We start from the raw sequence: 23832 nt of genomic DNA, 5'->3' as shown, positions 1-23832 counted from the left end.
CGCAGCAATGCGACAATTTGCCGCACTATCAACACGTCATGTGTCTGGATAATTCTCTTTTGTTTCTATATCGACACAAGAGAGAACCACACCATGCGCACAGCCTTGCTCCCCCTTGCCACGCTGCCACTCTTACTTAGCGCCTGCCTGCTAGGTGGCGGCGGCGGCGGTGCTGCCCCGGCCGCCAGCACAAGCAACACACCTGTCACCGCCCCGGTCAGCATCCAGTTTGCGCTGAAAGCCGGTAATAACAACGTTAGCTGCGGCACGCCCGTGAGCAACCTGGGCACCAGTGCCGCAACGGCCGACCTGAAAGACGCCCGCTTCTACGTACACGATGTAAAACTGATCACCGCCCAAGGCAATGCCGTACCAGTAAAGCTGACCCAGGACAGCCAGTGGCAATACCTGGATACCTCACTGCTGGACTTCGAAAATGCCACTAGCGCGTGCGCAGCCGGCACGGCCGCTACCAATAATCTGGTACAGGGCACCATCGATAGCGGCAACTACGTAGGCCTGAGCTTCCAGGTGGGTGTGCCGTACACCAGCACCAACAGCAGCAATGCGACGGTCGGCATGAACCATCTGCCCTACGCCACCGCCCCGGCACCCCTGAATATCCAGGCCATGGCCTGGAGCTGGCAGGTTGGCCGCAAGTTCATGAAAGTAGAGCTCAACCCGGTAGGCGGCGTGGCCCGACCGAATACCACACCGCCCACCACCGCCACCACCTTTAACATTCACCTGGGCTCCACCAACTGCACGGGTGGCGACAGCCTCACCGGCCTGGGCGTGAGCTGCAGCAACCCCAACCGCCTGCCAGTGAAGTTTGCCGCCTTCAACCCGTCCAGCCAGCAAGTGGTACTGGACATCCAGCAGCTACTGGCCAGCAGCAATCTGTCGCAAGACAATGGCAGCTCGGTGGGCTGCATGAGCGGCACCACCGACCCGGAATGCCCGGCCATCTTCGACAAGCTCGACCTGAACCTGGCCACCAGCCCGGCCGGCCAAGCCAAAGGTGACGGCAGCAACGTGCCGGCCTTCCGCGTAGAAAGCAAATAATGCGCGCACTGCTGATCACCCTGGCCAGCAGTGCGCTGCTGGCTGGCTGCCTGGGTGGCGGTGGTGCCGGCGGCACCACGGTTGTCGACCCGTCGCGCAGCACCAGCGGCTGGCAATGGAGCCTGCCGGCCGACGTGCCCACCCCGGTGGTACCGGCGGATAACCCGATGAGCGAAGCCAAGTTCGAGCTGGGCCGCCAGCTGTTCTACGACAAGCGCCTGTCTGGCAATGGCACGCAAAGCTGCGCCAGCTGCCACCATCAGGACAAGGCCTTTACCGATGGCCTGGCGGTGTCGCCTGGCAGTACCGGCGAGCTGACCCATCGCAATGCCCAGCACCTGGCCAACAGCGCCTGGCACAGCACCTATACCTGGGCCAACCCCTCGCTCACCACACTGGAGCGCCAGATGGAAGTGCCGCTGTTTGGCACCGATCCGGTAGAAATGGGCATCGACGACAGCAATAAAGACACCGTGCTGGCGCGCATCAAGGCAGACAGCGGCTACCGCCAGCGCTTTGCCGATGTTTTTGGCAGCAGCAGCGACACCATCACCTTTGGCAACATCATCAAAGCCATTGCCACGTTCCAGCGCGGCTTGCTGAGCTTTGACAGCAAATACGACCGCTACCTGCAGAAAAAAGCCGTACTCAGCGCCGAAGAGCTGCGCGGCATGCAGCTGTTCATGGGTGAAACCGCCGAGTGCTTCCACTGCCACGGCAGCTTCAACTTCAACGACCAGACCAACCACCTGGGCAGCCCGGAGGTGAACCGCGCCTTCCACAACACCGGCCTGTACAACATCGACGGCCAAGGCGGCTTCCCTTTCCCCAACCGTGGCCTGTTCGAGTTCACCAGCCTGCCGGCCGATATGGGCGCCTTCCGCGCCTCCAGCCTGCGCAATATCGCCAACACGGCGCCTTATATGCACGACGGCAGCATCGCCACGCTGGAAGAAGTGCTGGATTTCTACGCCGCAGGCGGGCGCAACCTCAGCAGCGGCCCGCACGCCGGTGATGGCCGCCTGAACCCGTACAAAAGCGACCTGATCACGCGCATCAACCTGAGCGCCCAGGACAAGCAGGACATCATTGCCTTTTTGAAGACCCTTACCGATGACACACTCCTCACCAGCCCGCGCTTTAGCAATCCTTTCCCTGCTGGCCAGTAGCGCAGGCAGCTGGGCGCACGACGGCGTTAGCCACGATGACGATACCGATAGCGCGGCCCCGGCCCAGCAGCTCACGCTAGACCTGGACCTGCGCCAGGGCCGCGGCAGCCACACCGCCCCGGCGGCACTGGTGCAGATCGACCACCCGGCTGCCGCCAGCCTGCGCGAGCTGAATGCCGACCGCAGCACGCTAGCCTGGCAAGCACGCTGGCTGCCCGGCCTGCAAACACAGTGGGCCGTCAGCTACGACCGCGAGCGCGAACAGCTGGCCAACGACCAGGCCTGGCTGCGCTGGGCCGCCATCCCCGGCAGCCTGGCGCTGCAAGCTGGCCGTTTTAGCCCGGCACAGGCCCTGGCTGCCGACGAATGGGGGCGCAGCAGCCTGCGCGACACGCTGCTCACCGGCGGCCACGACCACTGGCACGACAGCGGCCTGGCCCTGCAGCTGCAACAGCCTGGCCGCCGCCTGACGCTGTCGGCACTGCGCGGCGAAAGCAACCCCGGCACCCGCCGCGCTGGCGCACAGGCTGGCCTGTGGTTGCTGGCGCTGGAACAAGACCTGGGCCCGCTGCAACTGGGCCTGACCGCCGCAGATACGCCACGCGTCAGCCGCCAGAACGCGCTGGCTGGCGACGGCCACAGCCATAGCCATGGTGGTGCCCGCGGCTGCCAGCGCACGCTGGCCTGCCTGAACGGCGATGGCCAGTGGCTGGAGTTGGCCGCACGCGGCCAACTGTACGGCGTGACCCTGCGCGGCGCGCTAGGCAGCCGGCAAGAACAAGGCACGCTGGGCAGCGCTACCGGGCAGGTAGACTACGATGGCCGTACCGACTGGCTAGCCGTGGAAGCCACCACCGCAGCGCCGCTATTGGCCGGAGTGGACGCCAGCGTACGCTACGAGCGCCTGCGCCTGCGGCACACGCTAACCGGTACCAATGCCGCAATACTGGCCACAGAAGCCGGCATCGCTAGCAGCCAGCATCAGCCCGAAGTCATTGGCGTGCGCCTGCGCTGGCAGCCGGCCAAACAGCAGCAGGGGTCGCTGGAATGGCAGGAAGACCAAACCGACGCGCGCTCGCGCCAGCGCTGGCTACTGCGCTGGCAGCATCAGTTCAGCCTGCTGCCTTGACAGGGCAGCAGCAAAAAAGCCGCCTTTCTCTGGCGGCTTTTTTACGGTAGCACCCTGAAATCCTGTGCGGCGCTAGCCCGTGCTGGCCAGCTGCAGGCGGTTACGCCCGAAGCGTTTAGCCTGATAGAGCGCCAGGTCGGCCTGGCGCAGAGCGTGCGCCCACGGCTGCGGGGCATGGCACCAGTGCACGCCGAAGCTGGCGGTAACGTGCAGCAAGGGGTGTACCTCGTGCCAGCTGTAATCCAGGATGGCCAGGCGCAGCCGCTCGCAACAGGCCAGCGCGCTGTCCAGCGACTGCTCCATGAGCAGCAGCACAAACTCTTCGCCGCCAAAGCGCACGGTCAGGTCGCTGCCACGGGTACGCAACACCATGATCTGCGCCACTTTTTTCAGCGTTTCATCACCGACCTCATGGCCAAAGCGGTCGTTGATGGATTTGAAATGGTCCAGATCCACCACCACCACCGCCATGCCGTGCAGCTGCTGGCCCAATGCGGCCAACCTGGCCGGGCCTTGCTGATCCAGGCAGCGGCGGTTGCCTACCCCGGTGAGCGGGTCGATCAGTACGGCTTGCTCCAGCTCGCTCATGCGCGCCTCGGTCACCACTTTTTCTGCTTCCAGCTGCGCTGCGCGCAGGCGTTCGCGCTCGGCCTGCAGCCGCTCGCGCTCGGCCGCCAGCTGTACGCTGGTGATTTCCAGCTCTTTGCGGATAGCCCAGCCCTGCGTGCTGCTGCGCTGCTCGTTCTGTTCTTGCTCGCTGTGGCGTATGGCTTCCAGCTGGGCCAGCGCCAGCTCGAACTGGCCGCTGGCTTTGTACAGCCGGTACAGCTCTTCCTGCGCAAAACGGCGCATGTCGAACTCGATCATATTGCCCGGCAACCCCAGCATCTGCTGCAGCGCGGCCACCGCCTCGGCTACCCGGCCGCTACGTTGCAGCAGGGTGGCTTCGATCAGGTCGGCATTACGTTGCAACGAGTGAAAGTCGCTACCGGCCAGCGCCTGGCGCAGCTCGGCCAGCGCGGCGCGGGCGTGGTCGAACTCATCCAGGTCTGCGTACGCTTCGGCCAGATTGGTTTGCAACATGGCCCACTGGTGGCGGTTGCCTGCGTGGGCCACGCTTTGCCAGGCATCGTGGTAATGCGCCAGTGCGATGTGCAGCAGACGGTGGGCTTCGGCCTGCTTGCCCAGCTTCAGCTGTTTGCGGCCCTCGCTGCTGTAGAGCGTGCCCAGGTTGTTACGCGCGGCAAACAGCAATACCGGCAGGTCTGCCAGCCGGGCTTGCTCGGCGGCCTGGCGCAATAGCTGTTCGCCTTGCGCCATATCACCCAGCGCGCCATAGGTGCACACGCCGGCCCGGTTCAGTGCGTTGATCGTCTGCGCGGTGTCGTTGCTGGTACGGGCTGCGGCCAGGGCTTCCAGTGCGTATTTCAGCCCGTCCTGCATCAGGCCCATTTCGTTGCAGGCAATGGCTACCACGCACAAGACCTCGGCGCGCAGGGCGGCATCGGGGCCAAAATCCAGTGTGGCGGCCACCTCCAGCCCGCTACGCACCGCATCGGAAAACTGGCCCATGCGAAACTGGTGCAAGGCCAGCTGCACCATGGCCTGCTGCCATTGCGGGCGGTGCTGCGGCAGCTCGCACAGCAATAAAGCCTCCTCGGCAGCCTGCACGCCTGCCTGGTGCTGGCCGCTGTCCTGGCAGTGCCGCGAGCGGCGCAGCGCCAGGGCGATGCGCCGCCTGAGCGCCAGGCCTTGGCGCGTGGAGGCGGGTTTACTCATGATGGTGAGCATGTCGGGTAGCCACACATAGACAGAAAATGTTTTCCTTTTAGCCAGTTAGCCATGGCGCCTGCAGCGTAAACCCGCATGGCTGCGCAAGTACGCAGCGGGTGATGATACCCAGCGCACCGTGCTTTAGTGCAAAAGCAAAAAGCACGCCGATAAATGAGGCACGGCCACACGAAGGGCTGTTGCCGTTTTGCCACCGCACAATCACCACCCTGTGCCTGCTGACAGAATGCTGTCAGTAGGCCTGCTGCATAGTGCCTGACAACAGCCAGCCGGCTGACCTGTCAGGAGACACCCCATGAACAAGATGATTCACTGGTTTGAAATCCCCGCTACCGATTTTGACCGTGCCGTCGCGTTTTACCAGCAAGTGTTCCACGTGGAACTGAAAGTAGAACACGTCATGGATGAGCGCATCGCCGTCTTCCCCGACAGCAGCGGCTGCATTATGGCCAGCCTGCGCCTGCAGCCTGCTGCCCATGGCACACGCATTTACCTGGATGGCAGCCCCGATGTCAGTACCGTGCTGGCCCGCGCCACCCGGCACGGCGGACGGATGGTGCTGCCCGAGATGTCACTGCCGGATGGCAATGGCCAGATCGGCCTGTTTGCCGACAGCGAGGGCAACATCATCGGCTTGCACACCGAACCCTGATCCACCACCACAGGTACCTGCCATGTCACACACCGTTTCCCGCACACAACAGTGGCTGCTCGATATCAGCCAGCAGCAGCCACAGCAACACGCCATCCTGCTGGCGGTACGCCAGCACATCCTGGCGCTCGCGCCCGGCATACAGGAAGACATCAAATACGGCGGCATCCTGTTTGCCGACCAGCAGCCCTTTTGCGGGCTGTTTGCCTATCGTGCCCACGTGTCGCTGGAATTCAGCGCCGGGGCGCAGCTGGCCGACCCGCATCAGGTACTGGAAGGCAGCGGCAAGCTGCGCCGCCACATCAAGCTGCACAGCCTGGACGAGGTTGGCCGCAAACAGGTGGCCGCCTACCTGCAGGCGGCGTGGCAGCAGCAAGCGCCATGAGCCGGCAAGGCATACTGGGCGGCATCGCCCCCCGCCCGCCACGCTACTGGGTAGGCGTGGCCTGCAGCGAGCACGTGTGCCGGGGCCTCGCCGGCGGCTTTGCCCAGCTCTGCCACGGCAAACAGGCACCGCTGGCGCGCATGCAGCCCGGCGATGGCCTGGTGTACTACTCGCCAGTGCTCACCCTGCAGGGCCGCGAACCTTGCCAGCAGTTCACCGCGCTGGGCTACGTGGCCGACGGTGGCGCGTATCAGGTGGCGATGGGCGAAGGCTTTGTGCCGTGGCGCCGCGACATCCACTGGCTGCCCGGCCAGCCGGCGGCGATCCGCCCCTTGCTACACACGCTCTCATTTATAGAAAACCCGGCGCGTTGGGGCTACCCTTTGCGCTGTGGGCATCTGGAAATCAGCGCCGGTGACTTTGCCTTGATTGCCCACGCCATGGGTATCACACTGCCGCCAAGCACAACGACTTAAGAGAGCGCCATGCCGTTCCCCGCACACGAACACGCCGCCATGCTGGCCCTGAAAGGCGTGGGCCCGACGGTTATCAGCCGGCTGGAACAACTAGGCTATAGCTCGCTGGCACAGCTAGCCGGGGCCGATGCGCAAGACATCTGCCAGCAAATAGCCGGCCTGCTGCGCAGCAGCTGCTGGCAGAACAGCCCGCAAGCACGGGCCAGCATCGCCGCCATCCTGACACTGGCAAAGCACGATGCGCCGCGCTGACCGCCTGATGCAGATCCTGCTGCTGCTGCGCGGGCGGCGGCGTACCACCGCGGCGCAGCTGGCGCAGTGGCTGGAGGTATCGCAGCGCACCGTGTACCGCGATATGGCCGACCTGCTGGCCAGCGGTGCACCGGTGAATAGCGAAGCGGGCGAAGGCTACTGGCTGGAAGCCGGCTTTACCCCGCCGCCGCTGAGCTTTGCCGCCGACGAGTTGGCCGCACTGGAAGTGGGCGCGCGCATGCTCAGCGCCTGGGCCGACAGCGCCACCGCGCAGGCCGCCGCCAGTGCGCTGGCCAAGATCCATGCCGTGCTGGGTAGCGCCGGGCTTACCGCCGCGCCGCTGTTTGTGCCCCCCGCCGGCAGCTACCCGCTCACGCAGCTACCGGCGCTGCGCCACGCCTGCGAGGCCCGGCATTGCCTGCAGCTGCACTACCGCGACGAGGCCGGCAACGCCACCTTGCGCGAGGTGGCACCGCTGGGCTTGTTCTTCTGGGGCGACCGCTGGACCCTGGGCGCCTGGTGCCTGCTACGGGGCGATTACCGCCACTTCCGTATCGATCGCATCGCCCGGCTACAGCCCGGCACGGCCCCGTGGCCGGCACAGGTCTCGCTGGACGCCTTTTTGCAGCACAGCGATGCAGGGGACGCCGCCCGTGCGCGCCTGCACCGCGAAACACACCAGCCGTGGCACCGCCAGGACAGCGGCCAACCCTGAAAAAGCGCCACGGCAGTGCATGACACGGTGACGGGCACTTCCCTTCACACTGCATGCGGCAGCAAGCGGCCACAGCCCAAGAAAACATTGAACAGACCGAAAAGGAAACACCATGGAAGCAAGACTGAGCTTTGTCACCCTGGGCGTGGCCGACCTGGCCCGCGCCACCGCGTTTTACCGTGATGTGCTGCAGCTGCCGCAGGTACCGATGCCGGACGGCGCCGGTGTAGCGTTTTTCGAGCTGGGCAAAACCTGGCTATCGCTCTACCCGCGCGCAGCGCTGGCCGCAGACGCCACCGTAGCGAACAGCCCGCCCGCCGCGTTTCCCGGTTTTACGCTGGCGCACAATGTGCACGAAAAGCACCAGGTAGACACGCTGCTGGCCGAGTTGGCCACACGCGGCGCCAGCATCGTCAAACCGGCAGAAGACGTGTTCTGGGGCGGGCGCAGCGGCTACTTCCGCGACCCGGACGGTTTTTTGTGGGAAGTCGCGTGGAACCCCGGCTTTCCACACGCCTGATAGCCAGCGCTACTGGCAACATCCCGGACCATAGCGGCGCGTGCCAACGCCGCCAGCCCGGGTGTAAGGGGGCCATAGCGGCCACAACAGGAGGGCTTAGCCGCACGAAGGCTGGCCAGCCCCCTGCACGCTGGCCAGGCACACCTGGTGCCGGCCGCCATCCTTGGCGCGGTACAGCGCCTGGTCTGCCGCACCCAGCAAGGCACGCAAGCGCTGCTTGCCACCCGATGCGCCATCGGCATACAGCTCGGCCACCCCGGCGCTGAGTGTGACCTGATGGCCAGGCAGCAGGCTGAAGGCGCTTGCGGCCAACTGTTGCAGCAACTGCTCGGCTAGCAACGCCGCCTCGGCAGCACGAGTGTCGGGCAACAGCAGCACAAATTCTTCGCCACCAAAACGGCAGTACAGGTCTTGCGGGCGGGCCAGTGCGGCCAACAGCTCGCCAATACGCCGCAGCACCTGGTCGCCGGCCAGGTGGCCAAAAGTATCGTTTACCCGCTTGAAATGGTCGGCATCCACCAGCACCAGGCTGCTCCAGCGCGCCGCCTGGCTCAGTATCGCGTCGGCACGCGGCCAGAAATGGTGGCGGTTGGGCAGGCCGGTCAGCATATCGGTATTGGCCTGCTGCTCGGCCGCCTGCAGGCGCGCACTGCGCCGCTCTACCTCCCGCGCCAGGTTATGGCTGGTTTCACGGTAGTACTCGCGCTCGCGCTCGGCCTGATGCAGGCGGAACATCAGCTCCACGTGCTTCATGCGCGCCTCGAACTGCTGGGTAAACACCCGTTCGCGGCCTTGATGAAAGCGCTGAAAATGCTCGAACGCCAGCTGGTAATCGCCCAGCGCCTGGTAGCACATGGCGGCTTCGTAGTCGCATTCATGCAGTGCGCTACGCATATCGTGCAGCGACAGCAGCGCCAGCGCCTGCATCAGCTTGCCCAGCGCCGCCTCGCAGCGGCCGTGCTGACGGTACAGCGCACCGGCACGATAGAGCGCGTCGGCCTCCTGGCGCAGGCGGCCGTGTTCACGCGCCAGTGCTTGCACCTTGTCCAGCAGGTGCAGGGCCTCGGGCAGGTTACCCAGGCCGGCTTCGCTGCTGGCGTAGCTCAGGTACAGCTCGCACAGCGACTCGTAGCCCTTGGTATCGGTGGCGCTAAACAGAAACAGCGCCTCGCCCAGCAGCTGGCGCGCCTCGGCAAATTTGCCTTGCTGCATGTAGGCACGCGCCAGGCTGTCCAGCGCCATGGCCAGGGTGTGCTGGTGCCCGTTCTGCCGCGCCAGCGCCACGCAGCGCTCGATAAACGGCGCGGCCTTGTCGGCCATCTTGATCTGCACATAGGCGTAGCCCAGGTTATTCAGCAGCCTGGTGTGCCACTCGCTAGCCTGAGATTGCTCGATATGCGGCAAGGCTTGCAGGTAGAGGGTAAGGGCGTCGGTAAACAGGCCTTCGTGCACATACACGTTGCCGATCAGCGCATCCTGCACCGCCACGCTGAAATCATCCCCCAGCTGTGCAAACAGCTGGCGGGCCGCCAGGGCATCTTCCAGTGCCGGCCCCAGCAAACCGCGCGAGCTGTAGATGCGGCCACGAATCTGCAAGGCCTGCGCGCGCAGCAATACCTGGCCTTCGGCACGCGCCACGGCCTGCTCGGCATAGTGCTGTGCCTGCAGCAGGTCGCTAGCGTGCAGGGTATTGGCTTGCTGGATCAGCTCTTCGGTAGAAGCTAAGGGGTCAGTCATTGGCAGCGGGGTCACAGGCAGGCTTATCGAAACCTGACAGTCTACTGCCAAAAAACCCGATTGGCATAGCCATCATGCCCATTCAGGGCAAACAGCAGCTTGGGTATGGGGGATTTATTTTGTGACACATTGCGTCACGAATCATACAAAGCACTGAAAACACACAATTGTCACACTTTGCGTCACACAATATGACTTGGCCTACGACGCGGCGGCCAGTGCATTAAAACTCGATGGTGACTTTCTTGGCGCCCATGGACTTGGCGCGTGCAATCAGCTGCTCCAGCGTGGCATCGGCCAACAAAATGCCAGGGGCCAGCAGCGGCTCGCTACGCACAACAGGGGGCAGTGCAACGGGGGGGACGGGGCTGGCCGCAGGCGGGGTGACAGCGGCCGGCGCGGGGCTGTGCTGGAGCAAATCGGCCAGCACTTTGCACAGCCGCTCGTAGGCATCGCGGCTGGGTTTGATATTGCTGCCGTCTTGCGCTTCGTAGCGCTGGATAGCAGCGGTAGATAAGCCCACCTGCGCGGCCAAGGCAGTGCGGGACAGCTGCAGCTGTTTGCGGATGGCTTTCAGCGCGGGGGCGAATTCGGCACTTTCAAAGTCAGGCAATACAGACATGGCAGGCTCCGGCAGGTGGCGAAAAACAGCAATCATACAGACGGCGCAGTATTAATACAATAAATACACACACCACAATCATGTGTGTGTATGGGTTTTGCAACAAATCACACAATGCCATGCAGGCACACAGGCGCAATCGAGGAAATCAACCAGCCATAACAAAGACTAAGCGTGATGTAGACGTACGCCTCCCCGGAAAATCACACATCAATACAATTGATTCACACAAAACATACATTGGCGCTGTGTTTTTATTTTTGCATTGTATTAATCCGTCAAATAATCATACAAATAATACATGCATTTTTCGCCCGCATACCACGCGGAGCGTGGCCACTGGCGGCGCTGCTACCACACCGGGTGTCACACAATGCGGCCAACCTCGCGGGTATTCGCGTTGCCTGCCTGCCCATTTCGTGACTGCCTGGCCACCGTGCTTGCCTCGTATCGGGGGTAGCCACGCCGCCGGGTAACGGGCAAAAAAATACCGCCCATCCGTGAGGATGAGCGGTAGGTGTGATCGGCAAGCCAGCTTATACCCTGGCCAACTTCGTTATTAGCCAGCCTCGCCTTTCAGCAGTGCCAACAGCGCCTCGGCATCCAGCTTGGCGCTGATATCGCCGCCGGACAGCAAGCTGTCGGCCAGATCGCGCTTGGCGTGGTGCAGCGCCACGATCTGTTCTTCGATGGTGTGCTCGGCCACCAGGCGGTAGATGGTGACCGGGCGCAGCTGGCCCATGCGGTAGGCACGGTCGCTGGCCTGGTCTTCCACCGCCGGGTTCCACCACGGGTCCAGGTGGATCACGTAGTCGGCTGCGGTCAGGTTCAGGCCGGTGCCGCCGGCTTTCAGGCTGATCAGGAAAATATCGCCTTCGCCTTTCTGGAAAGCATCCACCCGCGCCTTGCGCTCGCGCGCCGGGGTAGAACCATCCAGGTACTGGTAGCGCACACCGCGCTCGTCCAGCAGCTGGCGTACGATCGCCAGGTGGTCGACAAACTGGCTGAACACCAGCGCTTTGTGGCCGTTTTGCAGCAGCTCGTCGGCGATGTCGGCAAAGGCGGCCAGCTTGCTGCCAGACAGCGTGGATTCCGGCAGGGCCAGCTTGGGGTGGCAACAGAAGCGGCGCAGGCGGGTGATCTCGGCCAGCACCTGCATCTGCTTGCCGTCCTCGCCCTGCAGCTCGTCCAGCTTTTCTACCGCTTGCTGGCGCATGGCTTCGTACAGGTGCAGCTCGTCGGCAGACAGCGGTACCTTGCGGGTGATTTCGGTACGCGGTGGCAGCTCGTCCAGCACCTGGGTCTTGGTACGGCGCAGGATGAACGGCTGGATCAGCTGCTTGAGCGCACGGCGGGCGTTTTTGTCGCCGCGCTCTATCGGCGTGGCAAAGCGCTGGGCAAAGCGCTCCTGGCTGCCCAGCAGGCCGGGGTTCACAAAGCGGAACAGGTTCCACAGCTCGCCCAGGTGGTTTTCTACCGGGGTGCCGCTGGCGGCCAGGCGGAAGCCGGCCTGCAGGTTCATGGCCGCTTGCGAGCGCTTAGTGCCGGCATTCTTGATGGCTTGCGCCTCGTCCAGCACCACGGTTTGCCACGGCACGGTGGCAAAGGCGTCGGCGTCTTGCTGCAGCAGGCCGTAGCTGACGATCACCAGGTCCATGGCGTCCAGCCCCACCAGCGTGCGCTGCTGCTGGTAGGCACGCACTTTCAGCGTGGGGGCAAAGCGCGCGGTTTCGGCGATCCAGTTCAGTGCTACCGAGGTCGGCGCCACCACCAGCTGCGGGCCATCCGGTGCGCGTTCCAGCAGCAGGGCCAGGGTTTGTACGGTCTTGCCCAGGCCCATATCGTCGGCGAGGCAAGCGCCCACGCCCCAGCGCGCCAGGCGCGACATCCAGGCGTAGCCTTCTTGCTGATAGTCGCGCAGCGTGGCTTGCAGCGTGGACGGCACCTGCGGCTGGTAGTCGCGCAGGCTGTCCAGTGCGGCCAACTGTTGCTGCCAGGCGTCGTCGGCGTCGAACTCGCCCACCTCGCCAGCCAGCTCGGCCAGCAGCGGGGCGTTCAGGGCGGACAGGTATACGCCGTCCTTGCCCACGTGGTCGGCCAGCAGCGCCAGCTCGTCCAGGCGTTTTTTCATCACGTCGGTCAGCGCCAGCCAGTCTTCGTCGCCCAGCTGCAGGAAGCGGCCCGGCTGGTTTTGCACCAGCGCCAGCAGCTCCTTGAGCTGCAACACGCGGCCGTCGTCCAGCTTGAGCTGGCCGTTCAGCACGAACCAGTCACCTTGCTGTTTCAGGCCCATGGCCAGCTGCGGCAGGCCACGGCGGCCCTTGATACGCATGCGTTCGCCTTCCGGCCACACGCAGGCCAGCAGGCTGGCGTCCAGCGCCTGCAGCTCGGACAGCACTTGCAGGGCGCTTTGCGGGTCCGGCAGCTGCCATTCCTGGCCGTCGCTTTCGGCGGCAGCCAGGCCGGGACAGGCTTCCAGCACTTTTTGCAGCGCGGCTTTTTCGGCTTTCAGGCGGCGCTGGGTCTGCACGGTGCGGCCGTCCAGCTCGCCCACGATGGTTTCCAGGCCCTGGCCGGGGCGGCTCCAGCTACCGCCAGGCAGCGGGCGCACCAAGAGCTGCATGCGCAGGCCCTGCGCCAGCGGCAGCAGGTGGGCGTACAGCGTGCCGTCGGCCGGCACGGCGTCCACATTGGCGGCCAACTCTGGCAGGTCGGAATGGATGGGCACCAGCGGGGCGATGCTGGTCACGGCTTCGACCAGCTGCGCCTTGGCGGCTACCGGCACGGTGAGCTCGCGCCCCAGAATGGCGGCGATCTGGCGCACCTCGCGGCTCACGCTGTACACCATCAGCCGGGTGGGGGTGTCTTTTTCCCACACCACTTCGCTGTCGGCGGTGATCTTGGCCGGCGACAGGCGCAGGCGGATCTGCCCGTCGCGCTCTTGCAGCTGCAGCGCCACGCTGCCGGCCACCACGTCGATGTGCACGTCGGGCGCGTCACCCCAGAACATGGCCGGGTGGCCTACCAGGAAGGGCAGCGCCTTTTCGGCGTCCAGCTCCCAGGCGCTGTTGCTGGAATAGTGGTGCTGGTCGTGATGGCTGCGGATGTAGCGCAGCAGCTGGCGGTCTGGCTCTTGCAGGTAATCAAAGCTTTCCGGCTCGTCCAGCAGGCGGCGCAGCGCCACGGCGCGGCCTTTGCTCCACTGGCTCTTTGCCCCCAGCTTTTGTTCGCGCGGCTCCAGCAGGGCGCCGTGCGGGGCCAGCGTGAGCAGCCACGCCAGCCGGGTTTGTTTGCTATCCACGTTTGCCTTGCCTTCGGGGGATTTTCCGGCGCCCAGCAGCTTCAGCGCGTTGAGCGCGTGCTGCCAGGCTTCCTGGCGCTGGTAGGCGGCCACCAGCGGTATCAGGCCACGCTCGGCGTGCCAGCGCGGGTGGGCGCGGCGTTCGCCAAACTGGCGTTCCAGCAGGGCGGCCAGCTCTTCGGCCACCCAGACATAGCCTTCTTCGAACATCTGGTCGCGGAAGCTGGCCAGCGCCGCCTGCCAGGCCGGGGTACGCGCCTGGTTTACATCCAGCCAGAAAGCACCCAGGGCCAGCAGCAGGCCATCCATGCCCGACAGGGCGCTGGCGTCCGGCAGCTGCAGTTTGGCCGATAGCGCGCCGCCTTCCTGCAGCAGCAGCAGATGCTGCAGCACGTAGTAGCTATGGCCGTAACGCTGCTTGATGGCGCTGGCGATGGCCTGCTTGAGCTGCGGCTGGCGCGCCTTGTCCTGGCTGCCGATCAGCGCCAGGCAGTAAAAGGCGGTCAGCGGGGCAGGCAGGTCTACGGTGCGCTTTTTGGTTTGCGCGCGGATGTCGGCCAGCCAGTCGTCCAGCATGGACAGCGCTTCGGCAAAACGGCCTTGCAGTACCGGCAGGTAGCACAGGCGCGCTACCGGCAGGCCGTCGCCCTCGGCCCCGGGCTGGCGCACCAGCTCGAAATCGGCACGCCAGACGCCCTGCAGCAGCAGCTGGGCAGTGAGGTCGTCCCAGTCGCGGTAGCCGTCGTCCAGCCGCGACAGCGCGTAGCGGTAGCCTTCGGCAAAGTGATCCAGCCGCCAGTTGGCGTCGGGCAGGTAGTCTTGCAGCAGCAGCACCTGGATGTCGTCGTCCAGGCGGTCGAACAGCTGGCGGCCGGCCGCGTTGGCAAACAGGCGCTTGAACGGTGGCTGCGGGGTGGCGCCACCGGCCTGCATCAGCTGCTGGTACTGCGCCAGCCACTGCTGGGTAGGCTCGGCCTTGCCCTGCAAAATGGCCAGCCACAGGCGCAGCTGGATAGCGGTGGCGGTGGGTACGTCCCACTGGTTACGCGGTAGCGGCAGGTGCTCGCACAGCAGCTCGGCCCAGGCCGACAGCTCGCCTTGTTCGCCCATCAGCTGCAGCAGCACGGCGTTACGGGCGGGCGGGGCAATGCGGTAGGGCAGGCCGGCGGTACGCACAATGGCACCGCGGTGCTCCAGGTCGCCCAGGATCACCCCCAGCTTGTCGCCATTGACGGCTTTGCCGTGTTCGTCGCGGATCAGGTTCAGCTGCAGCAGGGCCAGCAGCGCCGCCTTGGACTCGCCCGAGGGCAGCAGGGCCAGCGCGTGCAGCACGGCCATGGTGTGGGCGGGCAGGGTGTCCAGCGTAAAGTCGGTGGAAAGCGCAGTCATGTAAGCCTGATAAACAATGGCGGCAAAACCGGCGGCCTGCCGGTAAAGGCAGTATTCGGGCCGCGCTGTTTTATTCAGCCATTATTCAAATTAAACAGGCACGGCGGCCAAGGTGCAGCCACGCCTGCGGGTTAGACAAACCCGTAATACTACGGCAAGCGCGGGCGGCCTGCCACGGCCAATGCGCAGTGCAGCAAAACAAACACCCCGCGCTGAGACAGGGCGGGGTGTTTGGGTGTGGCGCCAGGGCGCGGGGTAGCGATCAGATACGTGCCAGGGCGCGGCCGGCGGCGGCGACGGTGTCGTCGATCAGCGCATCAGTGTGGGCAATCGAGGTAAAGCCGGCTTCGTAAGCGGACGGTGCCAGGTACACGCCTTCTTCCAGCATGGCGTGGAAAAACGCCTTGAAGCGCGGGATATCGCACTGCGTGGCTTCGGCGTAGCTGGTGGGCACGCGGTCGCTAAAGTAAAAGCCGAACATGCCGCCGACGCTGTCGGTGGTCATCGGCACACCGGCGGCGCGGGCCGCGTCGGCCAGGCCTGCGGCCAACCTGGCGCTACGCTGGCCCAGGGTGTCGTGGAAACCCGGCTGCTGGATCAGGCGCAGCGTGGCCAGGCCCGCGGCCACCGACAGCGGGTTACCCGACAGCGTACCAGCCTGGTACACATTACCCAGCGGGGCGATCTTGGCCATGATGTCGGCGCGGCCACCAAACGCCGCCAGCGGCATGCCGCCGCCCACGACCTTGCCCAGGGTGGTGAGGTCGGGGGTAATGCCATGCAGGCCTTGCGCGCACTGCAGGCCCACGCGGAAGCCGGTCATCACCTCGTCGTAAATCAGCACCGCACCGTGCTGCTCGGTGAGGCTGCGCAGTGCCTGCACAAACTCGGCCGACGGCTTGATCAGGTTCATGTTGCCGGCGATCGGCTCCAGGATCACGCAGGCAATCTTGTCGCCCAGCTCCTTGAAGGTGTCGGCCAGCTGCTGCACGTCGTTGTACTGCAGCACCAGCGTGTGCTTGGTGCAGTCGGCCGGTACGCCGCCGGACGACGGGTTGCCAAAGGTCAGCAGACCGGAGCCGGCTTTTACCAGCAGGCTATCGGAGTGGCCGTGGTAGCAGCCTTCGAATTTCACGATCAGGTCGCGGCCGGTAAAGCCACGCGCCAGGCGGATGGCGCTCATGGTGGCTTCGGTACCCGAGCTCACCAGGCGCACCTGCTGTACCGACGGCAGCAGCTTGCAGATTTCCTCGGCGATCTCGATCTCGCCTTCGGTCGGCGCGCCAAAAGACAAGCCGCCCACCGCCGCATCCTGCACCGCCTTCACCACCTCGGGGTGGGCGTGGCCCAGGATGGCCGGGCCCCAGCTGCCCACGTAGTCCAGGTACTGCTTGTCGTCGGCGTCCCAGAAGTAGGCCCCTTCGGCGCGCTTCACAAAACGCGGCGTACCACCTACCTGACCAAAGGCACGCACCGGCGAATTCACGCCGCCGGGGATTACCTGCTTGCCACGTTCAAACAGCTCGAGATTGCGGGACATCGTATTCCTTTCTGGCGGCGTCACACGCCGCACGGGCTAATGGGGCATCGGGCAGCGCACGCTACCCGGCAAAATCCTGTCGGTCAGGATACGGCAACGTCGCGGCGCGGGCGTTGACCTGTATCCAGCCGCCGCAGCACAGTTGTGGCCATGGCGGCGCCGCGCCCTGCAACGGGCGTCTGTTATCAAGGGCAGGATTGTCCGGCAAATCGGCGCGCAAGGCCACCACCGGGCAGAAACGCAGCGTTCGGCGCGCTGGCGGCCTAGCCCGCTGCGGGCAGCAAGGCCAGCAGCGGTGCCAGCTCGGCCATAGAGGTTGGCCGCACCACACGGCCCAGCTCCACACCACCGTGCAGCAGGATCAGCGTGGGCCACAGCTTCACGCGGAAGGTACGACCCAGGCGGCGACCAGCACCGTCTTCTACCTTCACGTGCTGCCACTGCGGCACCTGTTGCAGCAGCAACTCGATAGCCGGCTGCGCCGCCTGGCAATGCGGGCACCAGCCGGCACCAAACTCCAGCAAAACAGGGCCGGGCAGGGCGTCCAGCGCGGCGCGCTCGGGGGCATCGGGGGAATAGGTAGCGAGGTAGGGCATGGCAGGGCTCCGCAAATGGCTAATGCACAGTACATCACAGACAGGCTCGGAACAAAACCAAACACAGCTTGTGCAAGACACGCCAGGCTACGACAATCAAAGCACGCTAACGAGCTATAGCCGAGGAAAAATGAAAACTTCTAATTCATATGGTATCCGGGTAAAAGAACGCACCCAGCCAGTCAAACCAGTCGCCATTCCCTTGGCCAACGAGGATGGCTCACGTTTGGTAAAAACCGCTGCCAAACGGGTTATTAGCCGCCATAAGAAGGTCATTAAAGCACTGGCGGACCGATGATCACACCGCAGCTTGTCATCGAGATTCACGATGCCATCCTGGCAGAAGAGCCAGGCTTGATCGGCATGCCAGAGCCCGGCAAGCTAGAAGGCGCGCTGGCACGCATCGACAACAAAATTCTGTACCAAGGCGTTAATGATGTATTCAGTATTGCCGCGCTTTATGCAGAAGCCTTGGCTCGCGGGCACTGTTTTAACGACGCCAACAAACGTACCGCCTTGGTGACGGCACTGACGTATCTAGACCTACAAGGTATAGAGCTGATACGCAGCCAGAAGCTGGAGGACATCATGGTAGATGTCGCATCAGGGGCGCTCGAACCTGAAACCATGGCCGATCTGCTCTATTCACTAGCCTGCAGCTGAGCAAGAAAAAGCCGCTTGCCAATCTCGATGCCCAGCCAGGGACACTTACCCGACAACCAGTTCGTCCATACTGTACGGACAAATATTTCACCTACCTCAGCGTTACCGCTCTCACCCCAAGGCAGGCTAATCGTAGCCCAAGGCTGCGGCTTATTTCTGCAGCATCAGCCACAAGCCCGTCAAACTCAGCCCGGCACCGGCCAGCCGTGGCCAGGACAGGGTTTCGCGGAATAGCCAGTAACCCAGCGGCAGCAATAGCAAGGTACTCAGCGCCGTGCTGCTCAGCCCGGCCACGCCCATACTGCCCCCCGCACGGTAAGCCAGCAAAAAGCCCAGCTCGATACCGAGAATGCCCAGCGCCACGCCGGCGCTGCTCCAGTCCAGCGCGCCCAGCTGGCGGCTGCCGGCGACAAAAGGCAGGGCCGCCAGGCATACCAGCATGGCCAGGCCGTAGCTGATGGCCAGCGTCAGGAAAGGGTTGATCCCGGCCGGGATCTGCTTGATGGACAGGTGATAAACAATCGAGCCGGCAACGGCCAGCAACAGGGCAGCCAGATACATGGTGCGCTCCGGTAAAGGGATGATGACCCATGCTAGCGGCCAACCCTGGCTATAGGTAGACTGCCATTTTCGAGCACAATCATAAGCAAGGCTTATAACCATGGACCTCGACACCAGCCTGCTGCGCAGCTTTGTCAGCATCGTGAACCACGGCAGCATCAACCGCGCCGCGCAACAGCTGAACAAGACCCAGCCTGCGCTGAGCCTGCAGCTGCGCAAGCTGGAGCAGCTACTGGGCAATAGCCTGCTACAGCGCAGCACGCGCGGCGTGGTGCTGACCGCCGCCGGCGAGCGCCTGCTGCCGCACGCCCGCCGCCTGCTGGCGCTGACCGACGGCATGACCGGCCACTACACCAGCGCCGACGACGACAGCGCGCCGCTGCGCATCGGCCTGCTGGAAGACCTGGCCGGTAGCTGCCTACCGCAGGTGCTGGCCGATTTCGCCGCGCATCAGCCCGGCCTGCGGCTATCGGTGCAGCTGGGGCTGAGCAAGGGGCTGTTCCCGGCGCTGGCGCAAGGCGAGCTGGATATCATGGTGTGCACCCCACTACCGCAGCAGCCGGCGGCGGTGGTGGCCGACGAAACCCACGGCTGCCCGCTGCACTGGTACGCCGACCGCTATTTCACGCTGCCGGATGGCGCGCTGCCGCTGGTGATGTTTGCTCCGCCGTGCAGCTGGCGCGACCGCATGCTTGCGGCGCTGGACCAGGCCGGCCAGCCGTGGCGCATCGTGTTTGAAAGCGCCAGCCTGCCGGCGGTACAGGCGGCGGTACGCGCGGGCCTGGGCGTGGCCGGCCTGCTGCCGGACACCGCGCCGCCAGACAGCATCGTGCTGCGCCACCCGCGCCTGCCGGCGCTGGGTACCGTGCCGCTGGCGGTATACCGGCCGCCGGGCAGCCAGCACCCGCAGGCGCGCGCGCTGGCGGCGCTATTTGGCCGCGCCTTGGCCACTATCGGCCAACCCTTGCCCGTACAGCAGGCATGAAAAAGCCGCCAGCCCACAGGGGTGGCGGCCAGTTTGCCGAAGCCGCTTACCAGCGGCTAAACGGATTCTTTGACAGGTAGGCGTTGGTAAAGCGGCCGTCGAAGGTAACTTCTTCGCCCAGCCAGGCCGGTTTGTCGAATGCGGTGTCTTCCGACGGCAGCTCGATCTCGGCCAGCACCAAACCGGCGTTTTCGCCGAAGAACTCGTCCACTTCCCACACAAAGCCGGCCATCTCGATGCGGTAGCGCAGCTTGTCCACCACCATCGGGCACATGGCATCCATGATGGTTTGCGCCTCGGCTAGCGGAATGGGGTACTCGAACTCGTGGCGGCTGATCTCGCTGATCTGGCCTTTCAGCGTGAGCCAGGCCTGGTCGCCCACCACGCGCACGCGCACGGTGCGTTCTTTTTCTACCGACAGGTAACCCTGCCGGTAGCGCATGCCTTCGGCCAGGCCACGCCAGGCCTCACCGTTTACGCGGTAACGGCGTTCAATTTCCACTGCCATGGGATTCCTCTTTCTTGATGGGGCGGGCCGGGGCTTTCAGGCGCCAGTCGGCCTCGCGGTAAGGGTAGACGTCTTGCGGCCAACGGGCGTCCAGCCGGTACACATGCCAGGGCTGGCCCGGCTGCAGGCGGCCGCCTTTGAGCGCATCGCTGTAGTCGCTGCGCGCAGCAATCACGCTGCAGTACGCCTTGGTGCCGGGGTAGTGGCCGTCGCTGGCGCGCTGCAGGCCGGGTGGTACCTGGCCGGGTAACAGCTTGCCGGGCAGGGCAGCGGTGGTGGCCGCCGGGGTATCGCCCCAGTCAGTGCCAGACAGCACGAACACGCCGTCGGTACAGTCGTCGCGCTGGCAGCCGGCCAGCAGGGTGGCCAGTATTACGGGGAGCAGCAGTTTCATCAGAACGGTTTCACGATCACAAGAATCAGCACCGCCAGCAGCACCAGCACCGGCAGCTCGTTAAAGAAGCGGAACCACACGTGGCTGCGCGTGTTTTGCCGGGCGATAAAGTCGCGCTGCAGCTTGAAACAGTAGCCGTGGTAGGCAATCAGGCCGGCCACCAGTGTGAGCTTGGCGTGCAGCCAGCCACCGCTTACGCCGTAGCCCAGCCACAGTACCAGGCCCAGCGCCATGGCCAGCACGCCCAGCGGGGTCATGAAACGCAGCAGCTTGTGCGACATCAGCAGCAGGCGGTCGTACTCGGCACCTGGCGCGGCCATGGCCAGGTTCACAAACAGGCGCGGCAGGTAAAACAGGCCGGCAAACCACGAGATGACAAAAAACAGGTGAAACGCCTTGATATACAAGTAGGCCATGGTCACAGTCCGTACGCGGTGCGTACTTTCTTGGGGAGTTTGGAAAGCACCAGCCGGTGCGATGCGGCCAACCCTGCCTGCAAATCGGCCACGATCAGCGCCTCGGTACTGGCGACGCTGATCCAGTGCGCCCGCGCCAGATAGGGGGCCGGGCGCACGCCGGGCAGGCCGGATAGCGCCAGAAAATCAGCATCGGCTACCTTATAGGCCAGCGCGTCGGCCACGAAGGTGGCAAACATCTTGCCTTCCACCTTCAGTACCGTCACGCCGTCCCACAGCAGCTCGCGGCGGGCACCGGGTAGCGCCAGCGCACAAGCTTGCAGTTCGGCCAGCCGGGCGGGGGTAAGTTTCACGTGAAACGCTTTATTAACGCTTGGCGGCCTGGTACAGCGGCATAACTTTAGGGATCAGGCGTTGCAGCTCGCCAATACGCGCGTCGCCCGACGGGTGCGTAGACATAAAGCTCGGGCCGCTAGCGCCACCGGCTTGCTTCATCTTTTGCCACAGCGATACCGAGGCCTGCGGGTTGTAACCGGCACGTGCCATCAGCTCCAGGCCAATGGTGTCGGCTTCGGTTTCCATCACGCGGCTATGCGGCTTGGACAGCGCCACGTCGGTGGCCAGTGCGGCCAACTGCATGGATGTCTGCGACAGCCCGGCCAGCTGACCCACGATATTCAGGCCGGCTTGCTTGGCGTAGGCCTCGCTCATGCCTTCGCGGCTGTGTTCGCGCAGGGCGTGGGCAATCTCGTGGCCAATCACCGTGGCCAGCTCGTCGTCAGTAGCTTTCAGCTGGTCGATCAGGCCGGTGTACACCATGATCTTGCCGCCGGCCATGCAGTAGGCGTTCAGCTCGTCCACGCTGGCCACGTTTACCTCCCACTGCCATTTCATGGCGTCCAGGCGGAAGGCACCTACCTGGCGGATCAGGCGGTCGGAAATGGCGCGCACACGGCGCGTGGTGGCCGCATTGGCATTCAGCGCGCCAGCCTGTTTGGCCTTGGCCAGCTCCTGGCTATAGGCCAGGGCAGACTGCTGGTCTACCTCTTGCGACGACAGCAGGACGAACTGTTTGCGCTTGACGCCTACCTCGCCGCTGGAAGTAGTGTTGACACAGCCTGCCAGCGTAGCAGCCAGAAGCAGGGCGGTAGCGGTACGGGTAGCCAGCTTGTTCATGGTGGTTTGCCTTTCAGCTTGCAGAGGGCTCAGAAAGCCATCATTTCAAAGTCGTCCTTGCGGGCGTCACAATCGGGGCAGGTCCAGTTCATGGGCACGTCTTCCCACTTGGTACCCGGCGCGATACCGTCTTCGGGGCGGCCTGCCGCTTCGTCGTAGATAAAGCCGCAGATCAGACACATCCAGGTTTGCATAGCGTTAGCCTTTGAAAGAGTAATATGAAGTCATGGGGGGCGCGTTACAATCGCCGCGCGGCACACCGCATTGCCCCTATTGTAAATCCAGCTGCAAGAAAAGAGGTCAAGCCTTGAGCCCTGACAACCCGCTCCCCCCCATCGTGCTGACCCTGGCCGGGTCTGACCCTACCGGTGGCGCCGGCATCCAGGCCGATATCCTTACCCTGGCCAGCATGGGCTGCCACCCTTTATCGGTGATTACCGCCATTACCGTGCAGGATACGCGCGGGGTGCAGGATTTCATGGTAATCGACGACGAATGGGTGCTGGACCAAGCCCGCGCCGTGCTGGAAGACATGCCGGTAGCGGCGTTCAAGGTGGGCATGATAGGCAGCATCGACAACGCCGTGGCCATTGCCGAGCTGGCCAGCGACTACCCCGACATCCCGCTGATCTACGACCCGGTACTGGCCAGCGGCCGTGGCGACGAGCTATCGCGCGAAGAGCTGATCCACGTGCTGCGCGACGTGCTGCTGCCGCAAGTTACCGTGCTCACGCCCAATAGCGTGGAAGCACGCCGGCTGGCGGCCAACGAGGACGAAGACGAAGAAAGCCTCAGCATTGCCGACTGCGCCAAGCGCCTTACCCGCCTGGGCTGCGACTACGTGTTCATCACCGGTACCCACGAAGCCACGCGCGACGTGGAAAACCGCCTGTACGACCTGGCCGGCGAGATTCGCGCCGACACCTGGCCACGGCTGAACGGCAGCTTCCACGGCTCCGGCTGCACGCTCGCGTCGGCCATTGCCGGCCTGGTGGCACGCGGCCTGGCCGTGCCCGAGGCGGTAAAAGAAGCACAGGATTTCACCTGGCAGGCGCTGCGCTACGGCTTTCGCCCCGGCATGGGCCAGTACATTCCCGACCGCCTGTTCTGGGCCAACGACGACGCCAGCGAAGACGATAACAAGGACACCGATACACCATGATCCGCGGCCTGTACGCCATTACCCCCGATACCGACAACAGCGAACAGCTTATCGAGCAAGTCAGCGCCGCGCTGGACGGCGGCGCACGCATCCTGCAGTACCGTAACAAAGGCAGCGACGCCGTGCGCCGCCTGTGGCAAGCCAATATCCTGAAAAGCCTGGCGCAAAGCCGCGGCGCGCTGTTTATCGTGAACGACGACGTCGCCCTGGCCGAAGCCATCCGTGCCGACGGCGTGCACCTGGGGCGCGACGACGACGCCATCGCCGCCGCCCGCGCCCGCCTGGGCGACGGTGCCATCATCGGCGCCAGCTGCTACAACAGCCTGGACCTGGCGCGCAGCGCCGTGGCCGCCGGCGCCAGCTACGTGGCCTTTGGTGCCGTGTTTGCCTCCGGCACCAAGCCCGGCGCCGTGCACGCGCCGCTGTCGCTGTTTGCCGACGCCGCCAGCCTGGGCGTACCGCGTGTGGCCATCGGCGGCATCAGCCCCGCCAACGCCGGCCAGGTCGTGGCGGCGGGTGCCGACGCCATTGCCGTCATCGGCAGCCTGTTCGACGGCGACGGCATCGCCGAACGCGCCGCCACCCTGGCCGCGCTGTATTCCTGATCGGGTGCGGCCAACGTTGGCCG

Annotated in this window: 27 protein-coding genes; 14 read left to right on the top strand and 13 right to left on the bottom strand. The window is 64.6% G+C overall.

The genetic code is table 11. The features are described 5' to 3' along the window. The first annotated feature begins 93 nt into the window (after positions 1-93). From FLQ44_RS04035 to FLQ44_RS04025, 3 genes are read left to right on the top strand one after another with little or no spacing between them, the layout of a single operon-like run. Positions 94-1065 (top strand): MbnP family copper-binding protein, encoded by a 972-nt coding sequence (locus FLQ44_RS04035; RefSeq protein ID WP_147693171.1) that lies wholly within the window; start codon positions 94-96, stop codon positions 1063-1065. Continuing rightward, the gene (locus FLQ44_RS04030) at positions 1065-2234 is read left to right on the top strand and encodes a methanobactin export MATE transporter MbnM (RefSeq protein WP_147693170.1); all 1170 of its coding nucleotides are present in this window, start codon (positions 1065-1067) and stop codon (positions 2232-2234) included. Before FLQ44_RS04035 ends, FLQ44_RS04030 begins: the two co-directional genes overlap by 1 nt. Further along, complete coding sequence (locus FLQ44_RS04025) at positions 2179-3363, top strand: hypothetical protein (protein WP_147693169.1); 1185 nt, start codon at positions 2179-2181, stop codon at positions 3361-3363. Before FLQ44_RS04030 ends, FLQ44_RS04025 begins: the two co-directional genes overlap by 56 nt. 72 nt (positions 3364-3435) lie before the next feature. Here the strand turns inward: FLQ44_RS04025 and FLQ44_RS04020 are convergent, their stop codons facing one another. Further along, on the bottom strand, positions 3436-5142 hold the full coding sequence (locus FLQ44_RS04020; protein WP_170252770.1) for a GGDEF domain-containing protein: 1707 nt from the start codon (positions 5140-5142) through the stop codon (positions 3436-3438). Positions 5143-5449: 307 nt separating this feature from the next. Here FLQ44_RS04020 and FLQ44_RS04015 point away from each other — a divergent pair, with 307 nt between their 5' ends. The 6 genes from FLQ44_RS04015 to FLQ44_RS03990 all read left to right on the top strand — a co-directional run bounded on the left by FLQ44_RS04015 (position 5450) and on the right by FLQ44_RS03990 (position 8154). Beyond that, entirely contained in the window at positions 5450-5806 is a 357-nt protein-coding gene (locus FLQ44_RS04015) for a VOC family protein (protein ID WP_147693167.1), read from the top strand. Between the two features lie 22 nt (positions 5807-5828). Continuing rightward, positions 5829-6191 carry a DUF1801 domain-containing protein gene (locus FLQ44_RS04010; RefSeq protein ID WP_147693166.1) on the top strand — a complete coding sequence of 121 codons (363 nt, stop codon included), beginning with the start codon at positions 5829-5831 and terminating at the stop codon, positions 6189-6191. Beyond that, a complete protein-coding gene (locus tag FLQ44_RS04005) occupies positions 6188-6667 on the top strand; it encodes an EVE domain-containing protein (RefSeq protein ID WP_147693165.1) in 480 nt (159 codons plus the stop codon). Before FLQ44_RS04010 ends, FLQ44_RS04005 begins: the two co-directional genes overlap by 4 nt. A 9-nt stretch (positions 6668-6676) precedes the next feature. Next, positions 6677-6919, top strand: coding sequence for a helix-hairpin-helix domain-containing protein (locus tag FLQ44_RS04000; RefSeq protein ID WP_147693164.1), 243 nt, complete (start codon positions 6677-6679; stop codon positions 6917-6919). Further along, positions 6906-7634: a helix-turn-helix transcriptional regulator gene (locus FLQ44_RS03995; protein WP_147693163.1), complete on the top strand. Its 729-nt coding sequence runs from the start codon at positions 6906-6908 to the stop codon at positions 7632-7634. Before FLQ44_RS04000 ends, FLQ44_RS03995 begins: the two co-directional genes overlap by 14 nt. A gap of 112 nt (positions 7635-7746) precedes the next feature. Further along, positions 7747-8154 carry a VOC family protein gene (locus tag FLQ44_RS03990; RefSeq protein ID WP_147693162.1) on the top strand — a complete coding sequence of 136 codons (408 nt, stop codon included), beginning with the start codon at positions 7747-7749 and terminating at the stop codon, positions 8152-8154. A gap of 96 nt (positions 8155-8250) precedes the next feature. Here FLQ44_RS03990 and FLQ44_RS03985 read toward each other — a convergent pair whose 3' ends face one another. The 5 genes from FLQ44_RS03985 to FLQ44_RS03965 all read right to left on the bottom strand — a co-directional run bounded on the left by FLQ44_RS03985 (position 8251) and on the right by FLQ44_RS03965 (position 17339). Beyond that, on the bottom strand, positions 8251-9891 hold the full coding sequence (locus tag FLQ44_RS03985) for a diguanylate cyclase (RefSeq protein ID WP_147693161.1): 1641 nt from the start codon (positions 9889-9891) through the stop codon (positions 8251-8253). Positions 9892-10114: 223 nt separating this feature from the next. After that, on the bottom strand, positions 10115-10513 hold the full coding sequence (locus tag FLQ44_RS03980) for a helix-turn-helix domain-containing protein (protein WP_147693160.1): 399 nt from the start codon (positions 10511-10513) through the stop codon (positions 10115-10117). Positions 10514-11072: 559 nt separating this feature from the next. Further along, the gene (locus FLQ44_RS03975) at positions 11073-15203 is read right to left on the bottom strand and encodes a DEAD/DEAH box helicase (RefSeq protein ID WP_147693159.1); all 4131 of its coding nucleotides are present in this window, start codon (positions 15201-15203) and stop codon (positions 11073-11075) included. 262 nt (positions 15204-15465) lie between these two features. Beyond that, positions 15466-16743 (bottom strand): glutamate-1-semialdehyde 2,1-aminomutase, encoded by a 1278-nt coding sequence (hemL, locus tag FLQ44_RS03970; RefSeq protein ID WP_147693158.1) that lies wholly within the window; start codon positions 16741-16743, stop codon positions 15466-15468. A 263-nt stretch (positions 16744-17006) separates the two neighbouring features. Then, complete coding sequence (locus tag FLQ44_RS03965) at positions 17007-17339, bottom strand: thioredoxin family protein (protein ID WP_147693157.1); 333 nt, start codon at positions 17337-17339, stop codon at positions 17007-17009. A 130-nt stretch (positions 17340-17469) separates the two neighbouring features. Between FLQ44_RS03965 and FLQ44_RS23505 the strand changes: the two genes are divergently transcribed. Then, positions 17470-17637, top strand: a complete 168-nt coding sequence (locus tag FLQ44_RS23505; protein WP_170252762.1) for a hypothetical protein — start codon at positions 17470-17472, stop codon at positions 17635-17637. Beyond that, positions 17634-18002: a type II toxin-antitoxin system death-on-curing family toxin gene (locus tag FLQ44_RS03960; RefSeq protein ID WP_147693156.1), complete on the top strand. Its 369-nt coding sequence runs from the start codon at positions 17634-17636 to the stop codon at positions 18000-18002. Before FLQ44_RS23505 ends, FLQ44_RS03960 begins: the two co-directional genes overlap by 4 nt. A 150-nt stretch (positions 18003-18152) precedes the next feature. Here the strand turns inward: FLQ44_RS03960 and FLQ44_RS03955 are convergent, their stop codons facing one another. Further along, positions 18153-18563 carry an EamA family transporter gene (locus FLQ44_RS03955; RefSeq protein WP_147693155.1) on the bottom strand — a complete coding sequence of 137 codons (411 nt, stop codon included), beginning with the start codon at positions 18561-18563 and terminating at the stop codon, positions 18153-18155. 100 nt (positions 18564-18663) lie between these two features. On the opposite strand from FLQ44_RS03955, the gene FLQ44_RS03950 reads away from it, so the two are divergent. Next, entirely contained in the window at positions 18664-19548 is an 885-nt protein-coding gene (locus FLQ44_RS03950) for a LysR substrate-binding domain-containing protein (protein ID WP_147693154.1), read from the top strand. Between the two features lie 46 nt (positions 19549-19594). On the opposite strand, the gene FLQ44_RS03945 is transcribed toward FLQ44_RS03950, so the two are convergent. Genes FLQ44_RS03945 through FLQ44_RS03920 form a run of 6 tightly spaced genes read right to left on the bottom strand, consistent with a single transcriptional unit; the run spans position 19595 to position 22236 of the window. Then, positions 19595-20056: a CYTH domain-containing protein gene (locus tag FLQ44_RS03945; protein ID WP_147693153.1), complete on the bottom strand. Its 462-nt coding sequence runs from the start codon at positions 20054-20056 to the stop codon at positions 19595-19597. Next, a complete protein-coding gene (locus FLQ44_RS03940) occupies positions 20040-20450 on the bottom strand; it encodes a DVU_2496 family lipoprotein (protein WP_147693152.1) in 411 nt (136 codons plus the stop codon). Before FLQ44_RS03940 ends, FLQ44_RS03945 begins: the two co-directional genes overlap by 17 nt. After that, the gene (locus FLQ44_RS03935; RefSeq protein WP_147693151.1) at positions 20450-20866 is read right to left on the bottom strand and encodes a CopD family protein; all 417 of its coding nucleotides are present in this window, start codon (positions 20864-20866) and stop codon (positions 20450-20452) included. Before FLQ44_RS03935 ends, FLQ44_RS03940 begins: the two co-directional genes overlap by 1 nt. A gap of 2 nt (positions 20867-20868) precedes the next feature. Further along, positions 20869-21219: an MmcQ/YjbR family DNA-binding protein gene (locus tag FLQ44_RS03930; protein WP_147693150.1), complete on the bottom strand. Its 351-nt coding sequence runs from the start codon at positions 21217-21219 to the stop codon at positions 20869-20871. Positions 21220-21232: 13 nt separating this feature from the next. Beyond that, a complete protein-coding gene (locus FLQ44_RS03925) occupies positions 21233-22042 on the bottom strand; it encodes a M48 family metallopeptidase (RefSeq protein WP_147693149.1) in 810 nt (269 codons plus the stop codon). A 29-nt stretch (positions 22043-22071) separates the two neighbouring features. Further along, positions 22072-22236 carry a rubredoxin gene (locus tag FLQ44_RS03920; protein ID WP_026107757.1) on the bottom strand — a complete coding sequence of 55 codons (165 nt, stop codon included), beginning with the start codon at positions 22234-22236 and terminating at the stop codon, positions 22072-22074. 113 nt (positions 22237-22349) lie between these two features. Here FLQ44_RS03920 and thiD point away from each other — a divergent pair, with 113 nt between their 5' ends. Further along, positions 22350-23204: a bifunctional hydroxymethylpyrimidine kinase/phosphomethylpyrimidine kinase gene (thiD, locus tag FLQ44_RS03915; RefSeq protein ID WP_147693148.1), complete on the top strand. Its 855-nt coding sequence runs from the start codon at positions 22350-22352 to the stop codon at positions 23202-23204. After that, positions 23201-23809: a thiamine phosphate synthase gene (thiE, locus tag FLQ44_RS03910; RefSeq protein WP_147693147.1), complete on the top strand. Its 609-nt coding sequence runs from the start codon at positions 23201-23203 to the stop codon at positions 23807-23809. The genes thiD and thiE overlap by 4 nt, the downstream gene beginning before the upstream one ends. Positions 23810-23832: the final 23 nt, after the last annotated feature.

Origin of the sequence: Vogesella mureinivorans, assembly GCF_007644035.1 — a bacterium.
Classification (GTDB): Bacteria; Pseudomonadota; Gammaproteobacteria; order Burkholderiales; family Chromobacteriaceae; genus Vogesella; species Vogesella mureinivorans.
The sequence above is the reverse complement of the archived record's forward strand: the minus strand, read 5'-3'. Positions and strand labels throughout refer to the sequence as shown.